Origin of the sequence: Streptomyces sp. NPDC047315 (assembly GCF_040643215.1) — a bacterium.
GTDB lineage: Bacteria > Actinomycetota > Actinomycetes > Streptomycetales > Streptomycetaceae > Streptomyces.
On sequence record NZ_JBEYTZ010000013.1, the window covers coordinates 45,546 to 63,202 of the forward strand.

Here is a 17,657-nt window from a genome sequence, read left to right on the forward strand (position 1 = left end):
GCGCGGCGTAGGTCACTTCCGCCAGAACAGGTGGTGCGCCACGCCGCTGGAACTGGGCACGACCTCCAGGTGGAATCGGTCGAGCAGTTCTTCGGGGGATTCCCACAGCCGCAGTCCGGACCCGAACCTCATCGGCGAGACCGCCACGTGCAGGGTGTCGACGAGGTCGGCGTCGAGGAACTGACGGACGGTGGTGACGCCGCCGCCGAGCCGGACGTCCTTGCCCCGGGCCGCCTCCCGCGCACGCTCGAGGACCGTCTTCGGGTCGCCGGAGACGAAGTGGAACGTGGTGTCGGAGAGCGTGATCGACGGGCGCTCGTGGTGGGTCAGCACGAACACCGGGGTGTGGAAGGGGGGCTCGTCGCCCCACCAGCCGCGCCACTCGTGGTCCTGCCAGGGCCCGCGCTGGGGGCCGAACTTGTTGCGGCCCATGATCTCGGCCCCGATGTTGTTCGTGAAGTCCCGGGTGAAGTAGTCGTCGAGGCCGCGCGTCCCCCCGGACTCGGTGCGCCCCGGCCAACTCGCGGTGGCACCGGCCCATGCGAACATCGTCCCGGGGTCGACGTCGCCGAACGGGCGCTCAAGGCTCTGGTGCTCGCCGGCGCCGACGCCGTCCATCGAGACGTTGAAGTTCTGGACTCTCAGCAGTTGGGGCATGCGCTCCTCCTCGGTCGGGACGATTGGTCGTGACGGTGGGACTTCGCCGATGGATCGAACTCATCGGTGTTCGCGCGATTCATTGTCGGGCCGTCGAGGGAAATTCGGTGGCACGCGCGGCGGCGCCCACTACGTCACCGACTGGCCGAGGCCGGGTGACTTCGGCGTGGTCGCGGAGGGCGAGGCGGGGAATCCGGTGGGCGCCGCGTGGGCACGGGCCTTTCCGGTGGACGACCCGGGGTACGGGTACGTCGGCCCGGGGGTGCCGGAGCTCACGCTCGGTGTCCTTCCGGAGCACCGCGGTCGCGGCGTCGGTGGCGCCTTGTTGGACGCGTTGGTGGAGGCGGCGGTGGAGCAGTCCGTGGCGGGGCTGAGCCTCAGCGTGGAGGACGGCAATCCCGCGGTCCGCCTGTACATGACCCGGGGTTTCCTGGCCGTGGGACGCGAGGGGGCGTCGGACACGATGCTGCTCGACCTCGCCCGCGTGGCGGCGGGCCGGCCCGGCTCGTAGCCGCGAGACCAACGGGGGGCGCCGGCGCCGCCGATCGGGCCAGGCTTGTCGCCCGGTCCGGCATGGCGGCGGGTCGTTCGCGCGGGGCGTCTGGATGCTGGGAGCCGCAACCAGGCAGGAGGGACCGTGGTCGATCACAGCGGGCGAGGGACGCGGAGTTCGGCATCCACCGACGCGGGGCGCGACGTCGCCGGGCAGCCGGGGGTCATCGGCATTGCGCTCGCCGCCGTGCTGGCGGCGACGTTCGCGCAGGGGTCGTGGCAGTGGTTCGCCACGTACATCGGGGTCACGCTGCTCGCGGTGGTCTTCTCGCTGTACCGGCTGCCGCCGTGGGCTCCGGGGCTCCGTTCGGCCTATGTGCGTAACCTCGTGGCGTTCTCGCTGGTCGTCGGGTTGTGCGTGGCGATCGCGCTGGCCCCGATGATGCAGCGCTGGGCGTGGTTGCTTCCGATGTCGGGGACCCGTGACAGCTGTCCGCTGCTGGGTGCGTACGAGAGCGTACGGGCCGAGGCTGACCTCGGGGAGCTGGCCGGCGGCGCCGGTGCCGCCTTGGCCGAGGCGCAGGAGTCCCAGAGTCGGACCGCGGTCGCCGACTGTCTGTCCGCGACGACGACGCTGTGGCTGCCGGTGTACGCGGCGGGGGCGGCCGTGTTGGTGGGGTTGGGTGCGTGGGCCGTCGATCGGGCTCGGGCGAGGGGCGCGGTCGGTGGCGGGGGCGCCGCGGCCGGTCGATGACGTCAGCTGGGTGCGAGGGACACCTCGGGGCCGGCCGCGCGGGTGCCCCAGTCGGTGTTGCCGCAGGTGGCGATCGCGTACCAGCGCACGGCCCGTAGCACCGTGCCGGCCCACAGCAGGGCCAGCGGTGTCAGCAGCCAGGTGACGAGTTGGTACTCGGGGGTCTCGTCGTCGCGGCGCACGGTGAGGTAGCGCAGGGCTTGGGCGTAGCCGAGGGCGAGCGGGACGGCGATCAGCCAGGGCGAGGGGGTCGTGCTGTGGCGCAGGTGGAGCACGGCGAGCCAGCAGATGGCGCCGGTGCACAGCAACTGGAGGAACCAGCGCAGGACTTGGGCGACGAAGGCGGGGTGGGTCAGGGGGAGGTAGCGGGCGCGCCACAGGGAGCGGATGGTGGAGCCGCGCATCCAGCGCAGGTATTGGCGCAGGTGGTGTCCCGGGCGTTCGGGCATCGCGGTGAGCACGATCGCGGTGGGTTGTTGCACGACGCGCCCCTTCAGCAGGGCGAAGAGCGTGAGCAGGGAGTCGTCGGAGAACTGGACCTGGCGTCCCAGGAAGCGTTCCGTGAGGTAGGTGTGGAGGTTGTCGGTCAGTACGGACGCGCGGTACGCGGCGAGGCTGCCCGGGGACACCATCACCGCGCCCAGGGGGGAGAGCGCCGAGCGGTCGACGAGTTGGTTGGCGACGAAGTAGAGGTCGGTGAAGCGGGAGAGCAGGGTGCTGCGGTGGTTGGCGGCGAGGACGAGTCCTGCGCATCCCTGGACCCGGGGGTCGGCGAAGGGCTGGAGGATCTCGTGGAGGGCGTCGTGGGCGAGTTTGGCGTCGGAGTCGACGGTGACCACGATGTCCGGGTTTCCGGCTTCCTTGAGCGCCTGGGCTTGGGCGTGGCGCTTGCCTCGGTTGGCGGTGCGCTGCCAGGTGGTGCGGATGCCCGCGGCCCGGGCGTGGTCGGTCCACCATGCGCGCACTTCGGTGTAGTCGTGGACGGAGCCGTCGTCGACGACGTGGACGGCGTCGGGGCGGCGTGTCTGGGCGGCCAGCGCGGTGAGGGCGGCGCGCAGGTAGGCGCGGTCCTCGTTGAAGACCGGCACGACGACCGCGACGTGCCAGGCGTCGGTGGTGGACGCCTTGGCTCGGTGGGGGCGTTCGCAGGCGAACAGGACGGTCTGTACGACCAGGAGGGCGCCGACGGGTGCCCATAGCCAGGCGTGTTCCAGGCCGGGTCCTTCGGTGAGGCCGGCGGCCTCGATGCCGCGCAGGGTGGCCCAGACGGCGGCGACGAGCAGGGGGAGCGCCGCGGCGGCGATCACGACGCCGGAGCGCCTGGCGACGACCGGCGCGGGCGGAGGCGGAGGTGGGTGCGAAGACAGGTGCGCGGGTGCGGCGGTCACCGCTGTGGCCGCTCGCGGCGGAAGCCGAGGCGGACGAGCAAGGTGCCGGAGACCACCAGCAGTGCCGCGACCACGACGAGCCACTCCCCCGCGACGGTCAGTCCGCCGATCGCCACCGTGCCCATGCCCGTATGCGCGAGCTTGTTGCCGTACATGCCAGACTCCTCGCGATTGGTGCGATTATCCGGCTGGTGATCATGCACGACCGTCGGAAGCAGGTACGGCAACCGGGCCGTACCTGCGATCCGACGTCACGGCCCTTCAGTCGAACGGCGGCACGGGTGCACGCCGTACCCCCGGAGTACGGGGCTGCTGCAGGGGTCCGAGGACGGGGCGCGTCCTCGGACCGGGCTGCGGGGTCAGGCGTAGGTGTAGAACAGGGTGTGGTTCAGCACGCTCTGCGGGGTGGCGTCGGTCCAGGGCGGCATGGGCTCGGTCAGGTCGATCACGTCGGCCGTGGTCCCGGCGGGGAGGTACTCGGCGCTGGTGGGGTGCAGGGCGTGCCAGTCGGCCCAGAGCTTGTCGACGAAGGCGTGGTGCAGCCAGAACACCGGGTCGTTCGGGGAGACGCTCGACTCCATCTGGCCCCAGACCCAGCTGTGGACCCGGTTGTGCATGCTCAGGTAGCCCGCCGCGCCTTCGAGGGTGGCGCGGAAGCCCGCCGAGCCGTCGCGCCAGGGGGCGGAGTCGTAGGTGGGGATGGCGAGGGCGGCGTCGACCTCGGCCCTGGTCGGAAGGGTGGGGACGCGGTAGGCGAGGTTGCGGGCGAGGAAGGGCCGGCTGTCGGCCTGGACGGTGATGTTCCACCGGCCGGTGGAGTACGCGAAGGGGCCGTCCATCACTTGGTCGTCCAGGGCGCGCCCGGTGCCGCCGAGGAAGTCCGGGGCCCACAGGGAGGAGCCGGCGGTGTTGTCGACGGTCCAGTCCCAGTAGGGGATCGACACCGACGGATCGACCGTCTGGAGCGCCTTCTCGAAGTCGATGAGGTACTTGCGGTGCCAGGGCAGGAAGGAGGGGCCGAAGTGGCCCACGTATATCCCCGTGTTCATGTCGAGCGCGAACCGGAGGCGGTGGGCGGCGACGAACTCGTCGTACACGCCCGTGCGCTTGACTTCGAGCACGGCGTCGACGAACGCCTTCTTCTCGGCGGCGGTGAGGGTCGCCTGGTTCTTCCGTACGGTCATGGCGGTTGCTCCCGGCTCAGACGGTGGGGTCGAAGGGGACGACGGCGGCACCCTTGAGCGTGACGACCGCGGTGCGTGCTGCGTCGAGCGGGGTCTCGAACCTGTCGTAGTGGTTGATCGCGCTGCTCCAGCCGCTCTTGCCGTGCTGCATGACGTGGAGTTCGCGGCCGTCGACCAGGACGCGGTAGCCGGTGCCGTGCCCGGCGTGGGCGTGAGCGTGGCCTTCGGCGGGCCCGCCCTGGATGCGTCGGCCCTGGAAGACCTCGTCGAAGGGTGCGGGTCCGCCGGCACCGCCGGGTGCCGTGGCCTTGGCGGACGCGCTGTCGGCGCTCGCGGTGGCGGCGCCGACGAGCGCCGTGCCCGCCGCCGCGCCGGCGACGACTCCGATCACCTGGCGACGCGTGAGTCTGGACATGACGGATGGACCTCCGGGAGGGAAGTGGCTGAAGCGGCCCCCTGGCAGTCGCTGGGCCGCGGCGATCATGACTACCCGGGTCACGCCGGCCACAGAAGTGGGAGATCGTCGGTTGGCTGCCATACGGACACGTCTTCGCAGGCCATCATCGTGTAAATGGCAACGATCTCACTGTGCGTCAGGGCTCGTAGCGCATGGAAGTGAAGATTCCACCGCAGAAGCATCACTTGTGTGAAGTTCTTCCGGGTTGCGCCGGGGCGTCGCCGTGCAGGGACCACGATCCGCACATGGCTGGAACTGAGGGCATCGTCTTGTCCGGTAGTTCCGATCCGTCGGGATCGGTCGGGGAATGCGCGCCGGGCCCTGTGCACGGCACGTAGGGTGTGTCACCGGGCGCTGATCGGCAGGCCGGCCAGGATCCGGTAGAGGGGGCGCATGGTTCACCCTGGTGGAGGCGACGAACACCGGAGCGGTGCGTTCGGTGCAGTGCGCAGTTGGCTGCTCGGTCGGTGGTGGGGCGCCACCGCGCCCGTACGCCTCAGTCGCGTCCTGCTCGTCGTGGGCACGTTGCTCGCTCTCGTCCCCACGGGGGCGCAGTGGATCTCCTCGCTCTCGTCGCAGGACGGAGACAGGGACGGTCCACGCGGTGATCAGCGATTTGTCGAGAAGCTCGACCGGGCTCGCAGCGAGCTCTTCACCGGCAGCCTCGTCTACACCAAGCCTTCTTCGCTCGAACTCACCGCCGGGGAGCCGGCCTTCTTCCGTGCGGAGGTGTTCGGTCAGTGGCGGGCGCCGCAGGACGGCCGGGCGAGTGCGAAGGTGACGGTCGGCGGTCAAGTGGCCGTGAAGCTGCACTGCTCGGGCGCCGCGTCATGCGCGCTCATCTCCTCCAAGCGCCAGCCGGTGACGAACGGCCGTGACGAGAAGGAGGCGACGGCCTGGCTCTGGGAGGTCACGCCGGAGAAGGCCGGACGTGTGAACCTCGCCCTCACCGTGACCTCGTACTACGAAGGCACGGAGACGGTCCTGTACGAGAAGCCGCCGATCGTCGCGCAGGCGAAGGTCGAGGAGGCGCCGAAGGACGGTGGTGCCTTCGGCTGGCTCACGGACGCCTACGGCTGGGTGAGGAGGACGTTCGAGGAGTTGGCTCTTCTCGCGGGTGCCCTCTCGGTGATCCTGGGCCTGTGGATCGCATGGAAGACGCGCAACTCCCCTCCCGTCGTCGCACAGCCGCCGCCGACCACGGACGGTGGACCGTCGCAGGAGGCCGGGTCCGGGCAGGTGCAGTCGAGTGCGAACAGCACCGCGGCCACGGGTCGGACGAGCGGCGGCAGCCCACCGGGCGAAGCCCCGTGAGCACGACCGCCTCACTCGAACGGCATCACTCAGCGGCGGCTTCGGGCTGACCCTCCGGCTCGGGGGCGGTGCCGGGCTCCTGCTGCTTGGTGGAGTCGGGCGTGGTGTAGAAGACGGAGGTGCCCTGCTTGCTGCGGTGCGCGAGGTTCCGTGCGACGAGCCCTTCGAGGGTGGTGCGCACCACGGTCGCCTTGATGTTCCGGTCGGGGTGCACCTTGCTCAGCGCTGCGGTGACCTCGGCCGCGGAGCGGGGTTCGCCCTGCTCGGCCAGGTGACGGCGGATCAGTTCGACCAGGGTCGGCTGAGTGCTCTTCGCCGCGGAGTCCTTCGCGGCTCCGTCCTTCTTGGTGGCGCCCTTGGCCGCAGTGCCCTTGGGCGCCTGGCTCTTAGGCGACGAGCTCTTGGACGACGGGCTCTTCACTGCGGCGCCCTTGGCGGCCGGTCGAGCCGCTGAGGGCTTCTTCGCCGACTTGCGGGCGCCGGATGCAGTGGTGGTGCCGCGCTTGCGGGGCGCGGGCACGGTGGCCTTGTTGCCGTCCGTAGGCCCCGCAGCATTCGCCGGGACACCGAGGGCACCTTGCATGTTGACCAGCACGGTGTGGTCGTGTTGCAGGGTGGTCAACTGCTCCTGCAGCGCGGTGATCTCAGCCGTGATGCGTTCCTGCTCTTTGGTGTTGCGTTCGAGGTCGCTGGCCACCTGGTTGATGTATTGCGCTCTCAACTCGGTGCTCGACGTGGTGTTGTCGGACATCCTTCTCCTTGGGTCACTGGCCTCCGGAGCCCCGAGGGCCCGGCATCGAGTGCGGGGCGGGGTTCCGGTCGGGGTCTTGGCGCAGTGATGATACGGGCGATCGCCCTGCCGCTGCGCATCGGCCGCTGACCACGACGTCAGGCGCAGCCGATGTTCAGCCCGTGGACGATGACGGGTTCACCCTGGTCACCGGGGGTGCTCAGGTGGCTCGGATCACGACGAAGCAGCCACGAGAGCACGGTACTTGGCGTCGGTGGCAAGCAGTGCTTCGTGTCGACCGGCGGCGTGCACCTGGCCCTCGTCCATCATGATGACCTGGTCCGCCTGGAGGGCGATGGGCAGTCGGTGGGTGACGGCGGTGACGACCTCGATGTCCGCCCGAGATGTGGACGCCACGCTCCCCCACTTCGGTGTCGAGGCCGTCGGGCAGGCTGGTGACCCAGTCCGGCAGCCCCACGGACTTGAGGACGGCGACCAGGGGGTCGGGGTCGACGTCGGGGACGCCGCAGGCGGCAGCCGCGCGGATGGTCTCGCCGAGGAGCGGCACTTCCTGCTGTACGTAGGCGACCCGCTCGCGCAGTTCGTTCAGGTCCATCTCGTGGATGTCGGCGCCGTTGAGGAGGATGCGTCCGCCGTCGGGTTCGAGGAATCGTTGGATGAGGCTGAGTACGGTCGTCTTGCCCGTGCCCGAGGGGCCGACCAGCACGGTGAGTCCCTTTGGGCGCGTCGATGGTGGATCCCGCAGGACGGGCCGTTGGGGTAACCGAAAGCCACCCGGTCCAGTCGGACACCGGGCTCCGCGTCCGGGGCGGACGTCCGGTGGGCGACTGCTGCTGCGCTTGCGGGGGCTTCGGGCTCCAATGGCATGGCAATCGCCGATCGCGCTCCAGGGCAGGGGTATCAAGCGTATCGAGGGGGGACACCGAGAATCTGTTGCACTACGCGAGCCCCACCGCGCCCGTGATGGCCATCTGAAAGCGATGAATTCATGCCCAGCAGAACCTTCGCATTTTCCACTTCGTCAAACGCCTTGCCGAGCGACGCTGACGCGCCGCGGGGCTCAGTCCTCGGAGCCGAAGAGCCGACGGCCGCCGTGCTTCTTGTGGACGGCCTGTCTGCTCACTCCGAGGGACTCGGCGATCTGGGCCCAACTCGTGCCCTGCGTCCGCGCCCGCCGCACCAGCACCGCTTCTTGACGCTCCAGCTCGCGCCGCATCTCCGCCACCGCGGCCAAGGCTACGACGGGGTCGTCGTCCCCGGCGCGCCGGGCGAGCTGAGTGAGCTGGTCGCGTCCCATGGCGCCACCGTAATCCGCACCCTCCGACGCGTCAACCGTGGATGACACATGGGGGCGGCGGGAGCGCCCGGGAGTCGAGTGGACGCGCACAGGAGCGAATATCATGATCAGACTGACGTCCAGCGTGCGCTCGGCGCGCAAGGGGGAACCGTGAGTCCGTACCTCGTCCTGCCATTCCTCGTATTGGCGCTGCTCTTCGCGGCATCAGGCCTCGCGGGAGTCGCCCGCGGCTGGGTGCTTCCCAGCAATCGACGCCATGTGCGCAATCCACGGCTCTACGGCTGGGGCCAGCTGGCGGTGGCGTTCGCGCTGTGCTGGCAGGCGTTCTTCGGACTGCTGGTCGACGACTCGGACGTCCGCCTCTGGGCCACGTTGACGGGCGGGCTGGTCCTCATCGCCGCACTCGCTGTGATGCTGATGGGGCAGCTGCGCCGTCCGCGGCCGTAACCGTAGCTCCGGCACCTCGCCGGGAACACCTGCGCGTACGGACCACGTGTCAACTCCGTTGGCCCGAACGCATGTTGGCGTGGATCGGACCTCCCGGGCGTCTTCCGTAGGCGCTCCTACGGCTCTACCGTGGATCCGCTCGGGCCGGACCGGCCGGGACCGGCTCTTGCCTCCCGTCGGACCGGCCCGGGACCAGTGCGCCCTGCCGTCACACCGCCGTCGGTCGCCGGGCGACACCCGGAAACCCGAACGTCCGCACCAAACGACCGCCGTCACGGGATCCTCATGGTGACCCCCGGTCCGCCCCGCCCGGGAGACCGCCACGCCCACTCGCGAACCTCACCAGGAGAGGCCCCATGGACCGTAGAGAACTGCTCCGGGGAGCCGTCGCCGCCACCGCGGCCGGCGTGCTGCTGTCGTCGGCGCGTGCGAACGCCGCGCCGACGGCCGGTGCCGCGTCCGCACCAGAACCCGCACCGGCGCCCGCGCCCTTGGCAGTGGATCACCCCGGTGCCACCTGGCAGCCCGCGTCGCCGTCGAACTACACGGCGTCGAACCGCCCTTCCGCGTACCGCATCGACCGCGTCGTCATCCACGTCGCCCAGGAGACCTTCGCCGACACCGTGCGGATCTTCCAGGACCCGGCGCGGAAGGTGTCGGCGCACTACGTCGTCGGCTCCGCGGACGGGCGGATCGCACAGTGCGTGCGCGAGCGGGACATCGGCTGGCACGCCGGGAACTGGAACCACAACACCCGCAGCATCGGCATCGAGCACGAGGGGTGGGTGGACCGGCCGGAGTACTTCACCCATGTGATGTACGAGCGGTCCGCCGCGCTCACCGCGGCGATCTGCGACCGGCACGGCATCCCGAAGGACCGGGCGCACATCATCGGCCACCACGAGGTGCCGGGGTCCACGCACACCGACCCGGGGCCGCTGTGGGACTGGGTCCGCTACATCCGTCTGGTCAACTTCGCCTGACGCCGCCCGCTCCGCCGACCGGATAGGCGCCCAGGTCAACCACACCTGAAAACGTTTTCGAACACTTCCCACCCGCTTGTCGCGCCTCTCTCCCTGGGTCACGATAGGGGACCTGGGAGGCCGAGTTGACTCACTCATGGGTGGCCCTGGAACCGGGCGTCGATCCGGTGAAACGGATCGCCGAACTGCGCAGGGCACACGACGCGTATGTGACGGCGGGCACGGTGGACGGGCCGGTCCGGCCGGTGGTGGCGGACTCCTGGCGGCGCTCCGCACGCGCCCGGGTGAGACCGGAGGCCACGGTCGACGTGGAGCTGGTGGACGACGCGCTCGTGACCTACCGCGAGAGCCATCCCCTCGCCCGGGTGATGCCCCTGGTACGGGAGTTGACAAGCGGGTACGCCCGGGACGGCGAGCACCTGGTGGCGGTCTGCGACGCGTACGGCCGGCTGCTGTGGGTCGACGGGCCGCAGGCCACCCGTCGCAAGGCCGACCTGATGAACTTCGTGCCCGGCGCCCGCTGGGCCGAGGCGGTCGCCGGGACGAACGCCCCGGGCACCGCCATCACCGTCGACCGCCCCGTCCAGGTCTTCGCCGCCGAGCACTTCTGCCGCCCGGTGCAGGCGTGGACGTGCGCCGCTGCGCCCATTCACGACCCCACGACGGGGCGAGTGCTCGGCGCCGTCGACATCACGGGCGGGGACCGGCTCGCCCATCCGCACAGCCTGGCGTTCGTCGAGGCGCTGGCCCGCGCCGCCGAGAACCAGCTCGCACTGCTCCAACCGCCGCCCGCCGCCGGCCGGGTCCAGCTCTCCGCCCTCGGTCGCGACGAGGCGCTGCTCGTGGTCGAGGGGCGCAAGGTGCGGCTGAGCCGGCGGCACAGCGAGATCCTGGTCCTGCTGGCGTACCGGCCGGAGGGCATCGGCGGCGAGGAGCTGTTGACGGAGCTGTACGAAGACGAAACGGTCACTCCGGTCACGCTGCGCGCCGAGCTGTCCCGGCTGCGCGCCCTGCTCGGGCCGGAGTTGCTGCTGTCGCGGCCCTATCGGCTCGCCCAGCCGATCGACGCGGACTTCGACACCGTGACGCGGCGGCTGGCGGCGGGCACGGTGACCGGTGCGGTGAGCACGTACGCCGGGCCGCTGCTGCCGGCCTCGCTGGCGCCCGCGGTCGTACGGCTGCGGCGGCGACTGGCGGACCAGTTGCGGGCGGCGCTGATCGCCCGGGGCGATCCGGGGCTGTTGGCGGACTGGGCGTACAGCCCGTGGGGCGAGGACGACCTCGCGGTGTGGCGTGCGCTGGCGGCGGCGCTGGCCGGCGCCCAACGCGCCGCCGCGCTGGCGCGGGTGCGTGAGATCGACGCGTGGCAGCGCACCTGACGGCCGCTGTCGCCGCCGCGACCTGCACGGACTTAAGAACGACCTTTCTGAAAAGGCTGGCATACCGAGCGGAGCTCCGGGTACGCGCCAGGGGTCCCACCAGGTCGGATCGAAGGAGCGCCCCCTCATGTCGGAACTGTTCATCGGCGGTCGATGGACCGCCGCACTCGACGAGCGCGTGCGGGAGATCCGGTGTCCCGCCGACGGAACGCTCGTCGGTGCGGTCGCCGAAGCGGGGCCCAAGGACGTCACGGCGGCGATCGCGGCGGCCCGGGACGCCTTCGACCGGGGCCCGTGGCCCACGACGCCCGTGGCCGAACGCGGCCGGCTGCTGCTGCGCGTCGCGGACCTGCTGGAGCGCGACAAGGCCGTCTTCGCCCGGGCGGAGTCACTGGACACCGGCAAGCGGCTGGTGGAGAGCGAGTACGACCTCGACGACATCGCCAACTGCTTCCGCTACTTCGGCGAGTTGACGGCGTCCGGCGCCGGCGCCGGACGGATCGTGGACACGGGCCGCTCGGACACGGACAGCCGGGTCGTGCACGAGCCCGTCGGGGTCTGTGCGCTGATCACCCCGTGGAACTATCCGCTGTTGCAGACCGCGTGGAAGGTCGCCCCGGCGCTCGGCGCGGGCAACACCTTCGTCCTCAAGCCCAGCGAGCTGACCCCGCACACCGCCGTGCTGCTGATGCGCGCGTTGGTCGAGGCGGGGCTCCCGGACGGCGTGGCGAACCTGGTCCTGGGCTCCGGTCCCGAGGTCGGCGCCCCGCTGGCCGAGGATCCGCGGGTGGACCTGGTCTCCTTCACGGGCGGGCTGGCCACGGGCCGGCGGATCATGGCAGCGGCGGCGCCCACGGTGAAGCGCATCGCGCTGGAACTCGGCGGCAAGAACCCCAACGTCGTCTTCGCCGACGCCGACTTCGACACGGCCGTGGACCACGCGCTGACCGCGGTGTTCCTCCACTCGGGCCAGGTCTGTTCCGCGGGCGCCCGGCTGCTGGTGCAGGACGAGGTGCACGACGCCTTCGTGGACGCCGTCGTCGAGGGGGCCCGACGGATCAGGCTCGGCGGGCCCTTCGACGAGGAGGCCCGCACCGGGCCGCTGATCTCCGCCGCCCACCGCGCGAAGGTGGAGGCGTACGTGGCGGCCGGCATCGCGGAGGGCGCGGTGCTGCGCTGCGGTGGCGCCAGGCCCGACGATCCCACCCTGGCCGAAGGCTTCTACTACCTGCCCACCGTCCTCGACGAGTGCACGGCCGGGATGTCCGTGGTCCGTGACGAGTCGTTCGGCCCGGTGCTCACCGTCGAGCGGTTCGGGACCGAGGAGGAGGCCGTCGCCCTCGCCAACGACACGGTGTACGGCCTGGCAGGCGCGGTGTGGACCGGCGACGTGGGCCGGGCCCACCGGGTGGCGTCGCGCCTGCGCGCCGGCACGGTCTGGATCAACGACTTCCACCCCTACGTGCCGCAGGCCGAATGGGGCGGCATGAAGCAGTCCGGCTTCGGGCGCGAGCTCGGTCCCACGGGGCTCGCGGAGTACCAGGAGACCAAGCACGTCTGGCACAACCTCGCGCCCCGCCCGCAGGGGTGGTTCGAGTGAGCGGGACGCGCGAGGAGGTCGGCGGTGCGAGCAGATCGCCGGACCGGAAGTCCCCGGCGCGGGACGACGACGCGGCCCTGGGCGCCCTCGGCTACCGGCCCGAACTCAAGCGCACCCTGGGCAACTTCCACACCTTCGCCGCGGGGATCAGCTACATATCCATCCTCACCGGCACCTTCCAGCTGTTCTACTTCGGCGTGTCCTTCGGCGGCCCGGCGTACTGGTGGTCCTGGCCGATCGTCTTCGTCGGCCAGTTGATGGTGGCGCTGTGCTTCTGCGAGTTGGCCGCGCGCTATCCCGTGGCCGGCTCGGTCTACAACTGGGCCAAAACGCTGGGCGGGCCGCACGTGGGCTGGCTCGGCGGCTGGATGATGCTCGCGGCCACCATGGTCACGCTGTCCGCGGTCGCCCTCGCGTACCAGGTGACGCTGCCGCAGATCGACGCCCGGTTCCAGGTCGTGGGCGACGGGAGCGGCGCGACCGACGCGGCGGCCAACGCGGTGCTGCTGGGCACGGTCCTGATCGTCTTCTCGACCCTCGTGAACGCCTTCGGCGTGCGGCTGATGGCCCGCATGAACTCCGCCGGTGTCTTCATCGAGTTGATCGCCGCGGTGGGCCTGGTGGTGCTGCTGGCCTCGCAGATCACCCGCGGCCCCGCCGACGTGCTCACCGAGACCCAGGGCCTGGGCGACGGGCAGAGCCTCGGCTACCTCGGCGCCTTCTTGACGGCATCGCTCGCCTCCGCGTACGTGATGTACGGCTTCGACACCGCCTCCTCCCTCGGCGAGGAGTCCCACGACCCGAGCCGCAACGCGCCCCGGGCGATTCTGCGGGCGCTGGTGGCGTCGTTCCTCATCGGCGGGCTGATCCTGCTGTTCGCCCTGATGGCGGTCCCGGACCTGGCGTCGAAGGAGCTGTCCGAGAAGGGGTTGCAGTACGTCGTCCTGGAGACCCTGGGCGCCGACATGGGCGAGGTCGTGCTGTGGTGCGTGGTCGTCGCCATCACGGTCTGCGTGCTTGCGGTGCAGGCCGCCGGCACGCGGATGATGTTCGCCATGGCGCGGGACAACAACCTGCCCGCGTCACGCCAGTTGGCGCGGGTCAGCCGACGCTTTCGCACGCCGGTCCTGCCCGCGGTGGTGATCGGCGTGGTCGGCGTCGCGGTGCTGGTCGTCAACGTCAACCAGCCGCAGATCTTCTCCGTGATCACCAGCATCGCGATCATCATGATCTATCTGGCGTATCTGCTGGTGACGGTGCCGATGCTGGTGCAGCGGCTGCGCGGCACCTGGCGTCCGGTCGACGGCGGCTTCTCGCTCGGCCGATGGGGCCTGCCGGTCAACGTGGTCGCCGTGGTGTGGGGCGCGGTGATGTCCCTCAACCTCGCCTGGCCGCGCGCCGAGGTCTACAACGCGACCGGTGAGCAGCACTGGTACCTGCGCTGGGGAGCGTTCCTCTTCATCGGCGTCGTCGCGGTCGGCGGGTTCGCGTACTACTGGTTCGTCCAGCGGCGGCGCACCGGAGTGCTGGCGGAGCACCGCGCGGTCGTTCCGCCGCGGGCGCCGTCGGACTCCGTGTCCTGACGTCCCCGCCCCCTCATCTTCCTCCTCCTTTCGTTCACTTCCGTCCTGGAGACGTCTTGTCCGCACAGAGCAGCCCGGTCCCCGAGTACGACTACGTGGTGGTCGGGGGTGGTACGGCCGGAGCCGTGATCGCCGCCCGGCTCACCGAGGACCCCGACGTGAGCGTGTGCGTCCTGGAAGCGGGCCCGTCCGACGTCGGTGACGACAACATCCTCCAACTGGAGCGGTGGATGGCCCTGTTGGAGTCCGGCTACGACTGGGACTATCCGGTCGAGCCGCAGGAGCGCGGCAACAGCTTCATGCGGCACGCCCGCGCGAAGGTCCTCGGCGGCTGCTCGTCCCACAACTCGTGCATCGCCTTCTGGGCCCCGGCGGAGGACCTCGACGAGTGGGCCGCGATGGGTGCCACGGGCTGGGGCGCCGACGACTGCTTCCCGCTCTACCGGCGGCTGGAGAGCAACGACGCCCCCGGTGACCACCACGGCCGGTCGGGTCCGGTCACCATCCGTACCGTTCCCCCGGTGGACCCCTGCGGCGCTGCTCTGCTGGAGGCGTGCGCCGACGCGGGCATACCCACCACCCCGTTCAACACGGGCAGGACCGTGGTGCGGGGTGCGAACTGGTTCCAGATCAACGCCCGGGAGGACGGCACGCGGTCCTCGGCCTCCGTCTCGTACCTCCATCCGGTGCTGGGCCGGCGGCCCAACCTTGAGGTGCGCACGGGCTTGCAGGCCAAGCGGCTGCTGTTCGCCGAGGACGGCCGCTGCACCGGGGTGGAGTACCTGCAGCCGGACACCATCCACACGGGGTCGGTCACCGCCCGGCGCGAGGTGGTCGTCAGCTGCGGTGCGATCGACTCGCCGAAGCTGCTGATGCTGTCGGGCATCGGACCCGCGGACCACCTGCGGGAGTCGGGCGTCGAGGTCCGCGTGGACTCCCCCGGTGTCGGCGCCCACCTCCAGGACCACCCCGAAGGGGTGATCATGTGGGAGGCCAAGCAGCCGATGGTGACCTCGTCCACCCAGTGGTGGGAGATCGGGATCTTCGCCGACACCGAACCCGGTCTCGACCGGCCGGACCTGATGTTCCACTACGGCTCCGTGCCGTTCGATCTGAACACCTATCGGCGCGGCTATCCGACCAGCGACAACGCCTTCTGTCTGACGCCGAACGTGACGCGATCGCGGTCGATGGGGACGGTGCGGCTGCGATCGCGGGACTTTCGCGACAAACCGAAGGTCGATCCGCGGTACTTCACCCACGAGCACGATGTGCGGGTGATGACGTACGGGCTGCGGCTGGCCCGGGAGATCGTGGCGCGCTCGCCGATGGCCGACTGGGCGGGGCGCGAGTTGGCGCCGGGTCCCGACGTCCGCTCGGACGACGAGCTCTTCTCGTACGTCCGCGAGACGCACAACACCGTCTACCATCCGGCGGGCACGGTGCGGATGGGAGCCGCGCAGGACCGGCACTCGCCGCTCGACGCCCGGCTGCGGGTCAAGGGCGTACCGGGCCTGCGGGTGGCGGACGCGTCGGTCATGCCGTTCCTGCCCGCGGTCAACCCGTGCATCACCACCATGATGATCGGCGAGAAGTGCGCGGACATGATCAAGGCGGATCGGTGACCGGGGGTTCGTAGCCGGGGTACGGGCGGGACCGGCCGGCGTGCGCGTGACGTCGGCCGCAACCCGTTCGCAACCCCCGGTCCCCTAGCCTCCCGGGGAACGCCGTCCAACGGCGGGCGGCACCTCCCCGGGAGGTCAGGCTCATGACCCGATACGCAGCGCCGGGCAGCGACGGCGCGATCGTCTCCTTCCCGTCCCGGTACGACCACTGGATCGGCGGCGCGTACGTCGCCCCCGTCCACGGCAGGTACTTCGACAATCCGAGCCCGGTCAACGGGCAGCCGTTCACCGAGGTCGCCCGCGGCACCGCGGAGGACGTCGAGCGCGCCCTCGACGCGGCCCACGCCGCCGCACCCGCCTGGGGCCGCACGCCGGCGGCCGACCGCTCCCGGGTCCTGCTCAAGATCGCCGACCGGATGGAGGAGCACCTGGAGCAGCTGGCCGTCGCCGAGAGCTGGGACAACGGCAAGCCGGTGCGGGAGTCCCTGGCCGCGGACATCCCCCTCGCCATCGACCACTTCCGCTACTTCGCGGGGGCGCTGCGGGCTCAGGAGGGCTCGCTCAGCGAGATCGACGACGACACCGTGGCGTACCACTTCCACGAGCCGCTCGGGGTGGTCGCCCAGATCATCCCGTGGAACTTCCCGATCCTCATGGCGGCGTGGAAGCTGGCGCCGGCCCTGGCCGCCGGCAACGCGGTCGTCCTCAAGCCGGCCGAGCAGACGCCGGCCTCCATCCACCTGTGGATGGGCCTCGTCGCCGATCTGCTGCCCGACGGGGTCGTCAACATCGTCAACGGCTTCGGAGAGGAGGCGGGCAAGCCGCTGGCGTCCAGTCCGCGGGTGGCGAAGATCGCCTTCACCGGGGAGACGGCGACCGGGCGGCTGATCCTCCAGTACGCGTCGGAGCACCTGAAGCCGGTCACGCTGGAGCTGGGCGGCAAGTCGCCGAACATCTTCTTCGACGACATCTGGGCCGTCGACGACGACCTGCGCGACAAGGCGATCGAGGGCTTCACCATGTTCGCCCTCAACCAGGGAGAGGTGTGCACCTGTCCCTCCCGGGCGCTGATCCAGCGCGGCCACTACGGGGACTTCCTGGACGCGGGCATCGCCAGCACCGAGAAGATCGTGCCCGGGCACCCCCTGGACACGGAGACGATGATCGGGGCCCAGGCGTCCCGGGAGCAGTTGCAGAAGATCGTCTCGTATCTGGACATCGGCCGCCGCGAAGGCGCGAAGGTGCTCACCGGCGGCGAGCGGATCGAGTACGACGGCGAACTGGCCGGCGGCTACTACGTGCAGCCCACCATCTTCGAGGGCAACAACCAGATGCGGATCTTCCAGGAGGAGATCTTCGGCCCGGTCGTCGCCGTCGCGTCCTTCCCGGACTTCGAGGAGGCGATCCGCACGGCGAACGACTCCCTGTACGGCCTCGGCGCGGGCGTGTGGACCCGTGACGTGAACACGGCGTACCGGGCGGGCCGCGAGATCCAGGCGGGGCGGGTGTGGACGAACTGCTACCACGCCTACCCGGCGCACGCGGCGTTCGGCGGCTACAAGCAGTCGGGAATCGGGCGGGAGACGCACCGGATGATGCTGGAGCACTACCAGCAGACGAAGAACGTCCTGGTGTCGTACTCGCCGAAGAAGCTGGGCTTCTTCTAGGAGCCGGACGAGGGTGCCCGACCGGGGACGCTTCCGGTCGGGCGCCCTTCACGTCGCCCTGTCAGACATTCGTGAGACG

18 protein-coding genes and 1 pseudogene are annotated in these 17,657 nt (G+C 70.8%); 10 read left to right on the top strand and 9 right to left on the bottom strand.

Annotated features, from left to right (window positions below):
• Positions 1–12 precede the first annotated feature (12 nt).
• Positions 13–657 carry a dihydrofolate reductase family protein gene (locus tag ABZ842_RS17355; protein ID WP_361537538.1) on the bottom strand — a complete coding sequence of 215 codons (645 nt, stop codon included), beginning with the start codon at positions 655–657 and terminating at the stop codon, positions 13–15.
• A 49-nt stretch (positions 658–706) separates the two neighbouring features.
• Between ABZ842_RS17355 and ABZ842_RS17360 the strand changes: the two genes are divergently transcribed.
• Positions 707–1,168, top strand: a complete 462-nt coding sequence (locus ABZ842_RS17360) for a GNAT family N-acetyltransferase (protein WP_361537539.1) — start codon at positions 707–709, stop codon at positions 1,166–1,168.
• A gap of 126 nt (positions 1,169–1,294) precedes the next feature.
• The gene (locus ABZ842_RS17365; protein WP_361537540.1) at positions 1,295–1,903 is read left to right on the top strand and encodes a hypothetical protein; all 609 of its coding nucleotides are present in this window, start codon (positions 1,295–1,297) and stop codon (positions 1,901–1,903) included.
• Positions 1,904–1,905: 2 nt separating this feature from the next.
• Here ABZ842_RS17365 and ABZ842_RS17370 read toward each other — a convergent pair whose 3' ends face one another.
• The 4 genes from ABZ842_RS17370 to ABZ842_RS17385 all read right to left on the bottom strand — a co-directional run bounded on the left by ABZ842_RS17370 (position 1,906) and on the right by ABZ842_RS17385 (position 4,890).
• On the bottom strand, positions 1,906–3,210 hold the full coding sequence (locus tag ABZ842_RS17370) for a glycosyltransferase (RefSeq protein WP_361537541.1): 1,305 nt from the start codon (positions 3,208–3,210) through the stop codon (positions 1,906–1,908).
• A 77-nt stretch (positions 3,211–3,287) separates the two neighbouring features.
• Positions 3,288–3,446, bottom strand: coding sequence for a hypothetical protein (locus ABZ842_RS17375; RefSeq protein WP_361537542.1), 159 nt, complete (start codon positions 3,444–3,446; stop codon positions 3,288–3,290).
• A gap of 204 nt (positions 3,447–3,650) precedes the next feature.
• Positions 3,651–4,475, bottom strand: a complete 825-nt coding sequence (locus tag ABZ842_RS17380; protein WP_361537543.1) for a tyrosinase family protein — start codon at positions 4,473–4,475, stop codon at positions 3,651–3,653.
• Between the two features lie 16 nt (positions 4,476–4,491).
• On the bottom strand, positions 4,492–4,890 hold the full coding sequence (locus ABZ842_RS17385) for a tyrosinase cofactor (protein WP_361537544.1): 399 nt from the start codon (positions 4,888–4,890) through the stop codon (positions 4,492–4,494).
• A 486-nt stretch (positions 4,891–5,376) separates the two neighbouring features.
• On the opposite strand from ABZ842_RS17385, the gene ABZ842_RS17390 reads away from it, so the two are divergent.
• Positions 5,377–6,246: a hypothetical protein gene (locus ABZ842_RS17390; protein WP_361537545.1), complete on the top strand. Its 870-nt coding sequence runs from the start codon at positions 5,377–5,379 to the stop codon at positions 6,244–6,246.
• A gap of 25 nt (positions 6,247–6,271) precedes the next feature.
• Here ABZ842_RS17390 and ABZ842_RS17395 read toward each other — a convergent pair whose 3' ends face one another.
• From ABZ842_RS17395 to ABZ842_RS17410, 4 genes and pseudogenes are all read right to left on the bottom strand, one after another.
• Positions 6,272–6,997 (bottom strand): hypothetical protein, encoded by a 726-nt coding sequence (locus ABZ842_RS17395; RefSeq protein WP_361537546.1) that lies wholly within the window; start codon positions 6,995–6,997, stop codon positions 6,272–6,274.
• 213 nt (positions 6,998–7,210) lie between these two features.
• Positions 7,211–7,393, bottom strand: a complete 183-nt coding sequence (locus ABZ842_RS17400; RefSeq protein ID WP_361537648.1) for a hypothetical protein — start codon at positions 7,391–7,393, stop codon at positions 7,211–7,213.
• 25 nt (positions 7,394–7,418) lie between these two features.
• Positions 7,419–7,703: pseudogene (locus ABZ842_RS17405) on the bottom strand (ABC transporter ATP-binding protein); the annotation flags it as partial.
• A gap of 354 nt (positions 7,704–8,057) precedes the next feature.
• Complete coding sequence (locus ABZ842_RS17410) at positions 8,058–8,294, bottom strand: hypothetical protein (RefSeq protein ID WP_361537547.1); 237 nt, start codon at positions 8,292–8,294, stop codon at positions 8,058–8,060.
• Positions 8,295–8,444: 150 nt separating this feature from the next.
• On the opposite strand from ABZ842_RS17410, the gene ABZ842_RS17415 reads away from it, so the two are divergent.
• From ABZ842_RS17415 to ABZ842_RS17445, 7 genes are all read left to right on the top strand, one after another.
• Positions 8,445–8,741: a hypothetical protein gene (locus ABZ842_RS17415; protein WP_361537548.1), complete on the top strand. Its 297-nt coding sequence runs from the start codon at positions 8,445–8,447 to the stop codon at positions 8,739–8,741.
• Between the two features lie 356 nt (positions 8,742–9,097).
• Positions 9,098–9,724 carry a peptidoglycan recognition family protein gene (locus tag ABZ842_RS17420; RefSeq protein ID WP_361537549.1) on the top strand — a complete coding sequence of 209 codons (627 nt, stop codon included), beginning with the start codon at positions 9,098–9,100 and terminating at the stop codon, positions 9,722–9,724.
• Positions 9,725–9,849: 125 nt separating this feature from the next.
• Positions 9,850–11,103: a GAF domain-containing protein gene (locus tag ABZ842_RS17425; protein ID WP_361537550.1), complete on the top strand. Its 1,254-nt coding sequence runs from the start codon at positions 9,850–9,852 to the stop codon at positions 11,101–11,103.
• A gap of 127 nt (positions 11,104–11,230) precedes the next feature.
• Positions 11,231–12,703: an aldehyde dehydrogenase family protein gene (locus ABZ842_RS17430; RefSeq protein ID WP_361537551.1), complete on the top strand. Its 1,473-nt coding sequence runs from the start codon at positions 11,231–11,233 to the stop codon at positions 12,701–12,703.
• 77 nt (positions 12,704–12,780) lie between these two features.
• Positions 12,781–14,286, top strand: coding sequence for an amino acid permease (locus ABZ842_RS17435; protein WP_361537644.1), 1,506 nt, complete (start codon positions 12,781–12,783; stop codon positions 14,284–14,286).
• Positions 14,287–14,342: 56 nt separating this feature from the next.
• Entirely contained in the window at positions 14,343–15,911 is a 1,569-nt protein-coding gene (locus ABZ842_RS17440) for a GMC family oxidoreductase N-terminal domain-containing protein (RefSeq protein WP_361537552.1), read from the top strand.
• A gap of 143 nt (positions 15,912–16,054) precedes the next feature.
• Positions 16,055–17,578 (top strand): aldehyde dehydrogenase family protein, encoded by a 1,524-nt coding sequence (locus tag ABZ842_RS17445; RefSeq protein ID WP_361537553.1) that lies wholly within the window; start codon positions 16,055–16,057, stop codon positions 17,576–17,578.
• The last annotated feature ends 79 nt before the right edge of the window (positions 17,579–17,657 follow it).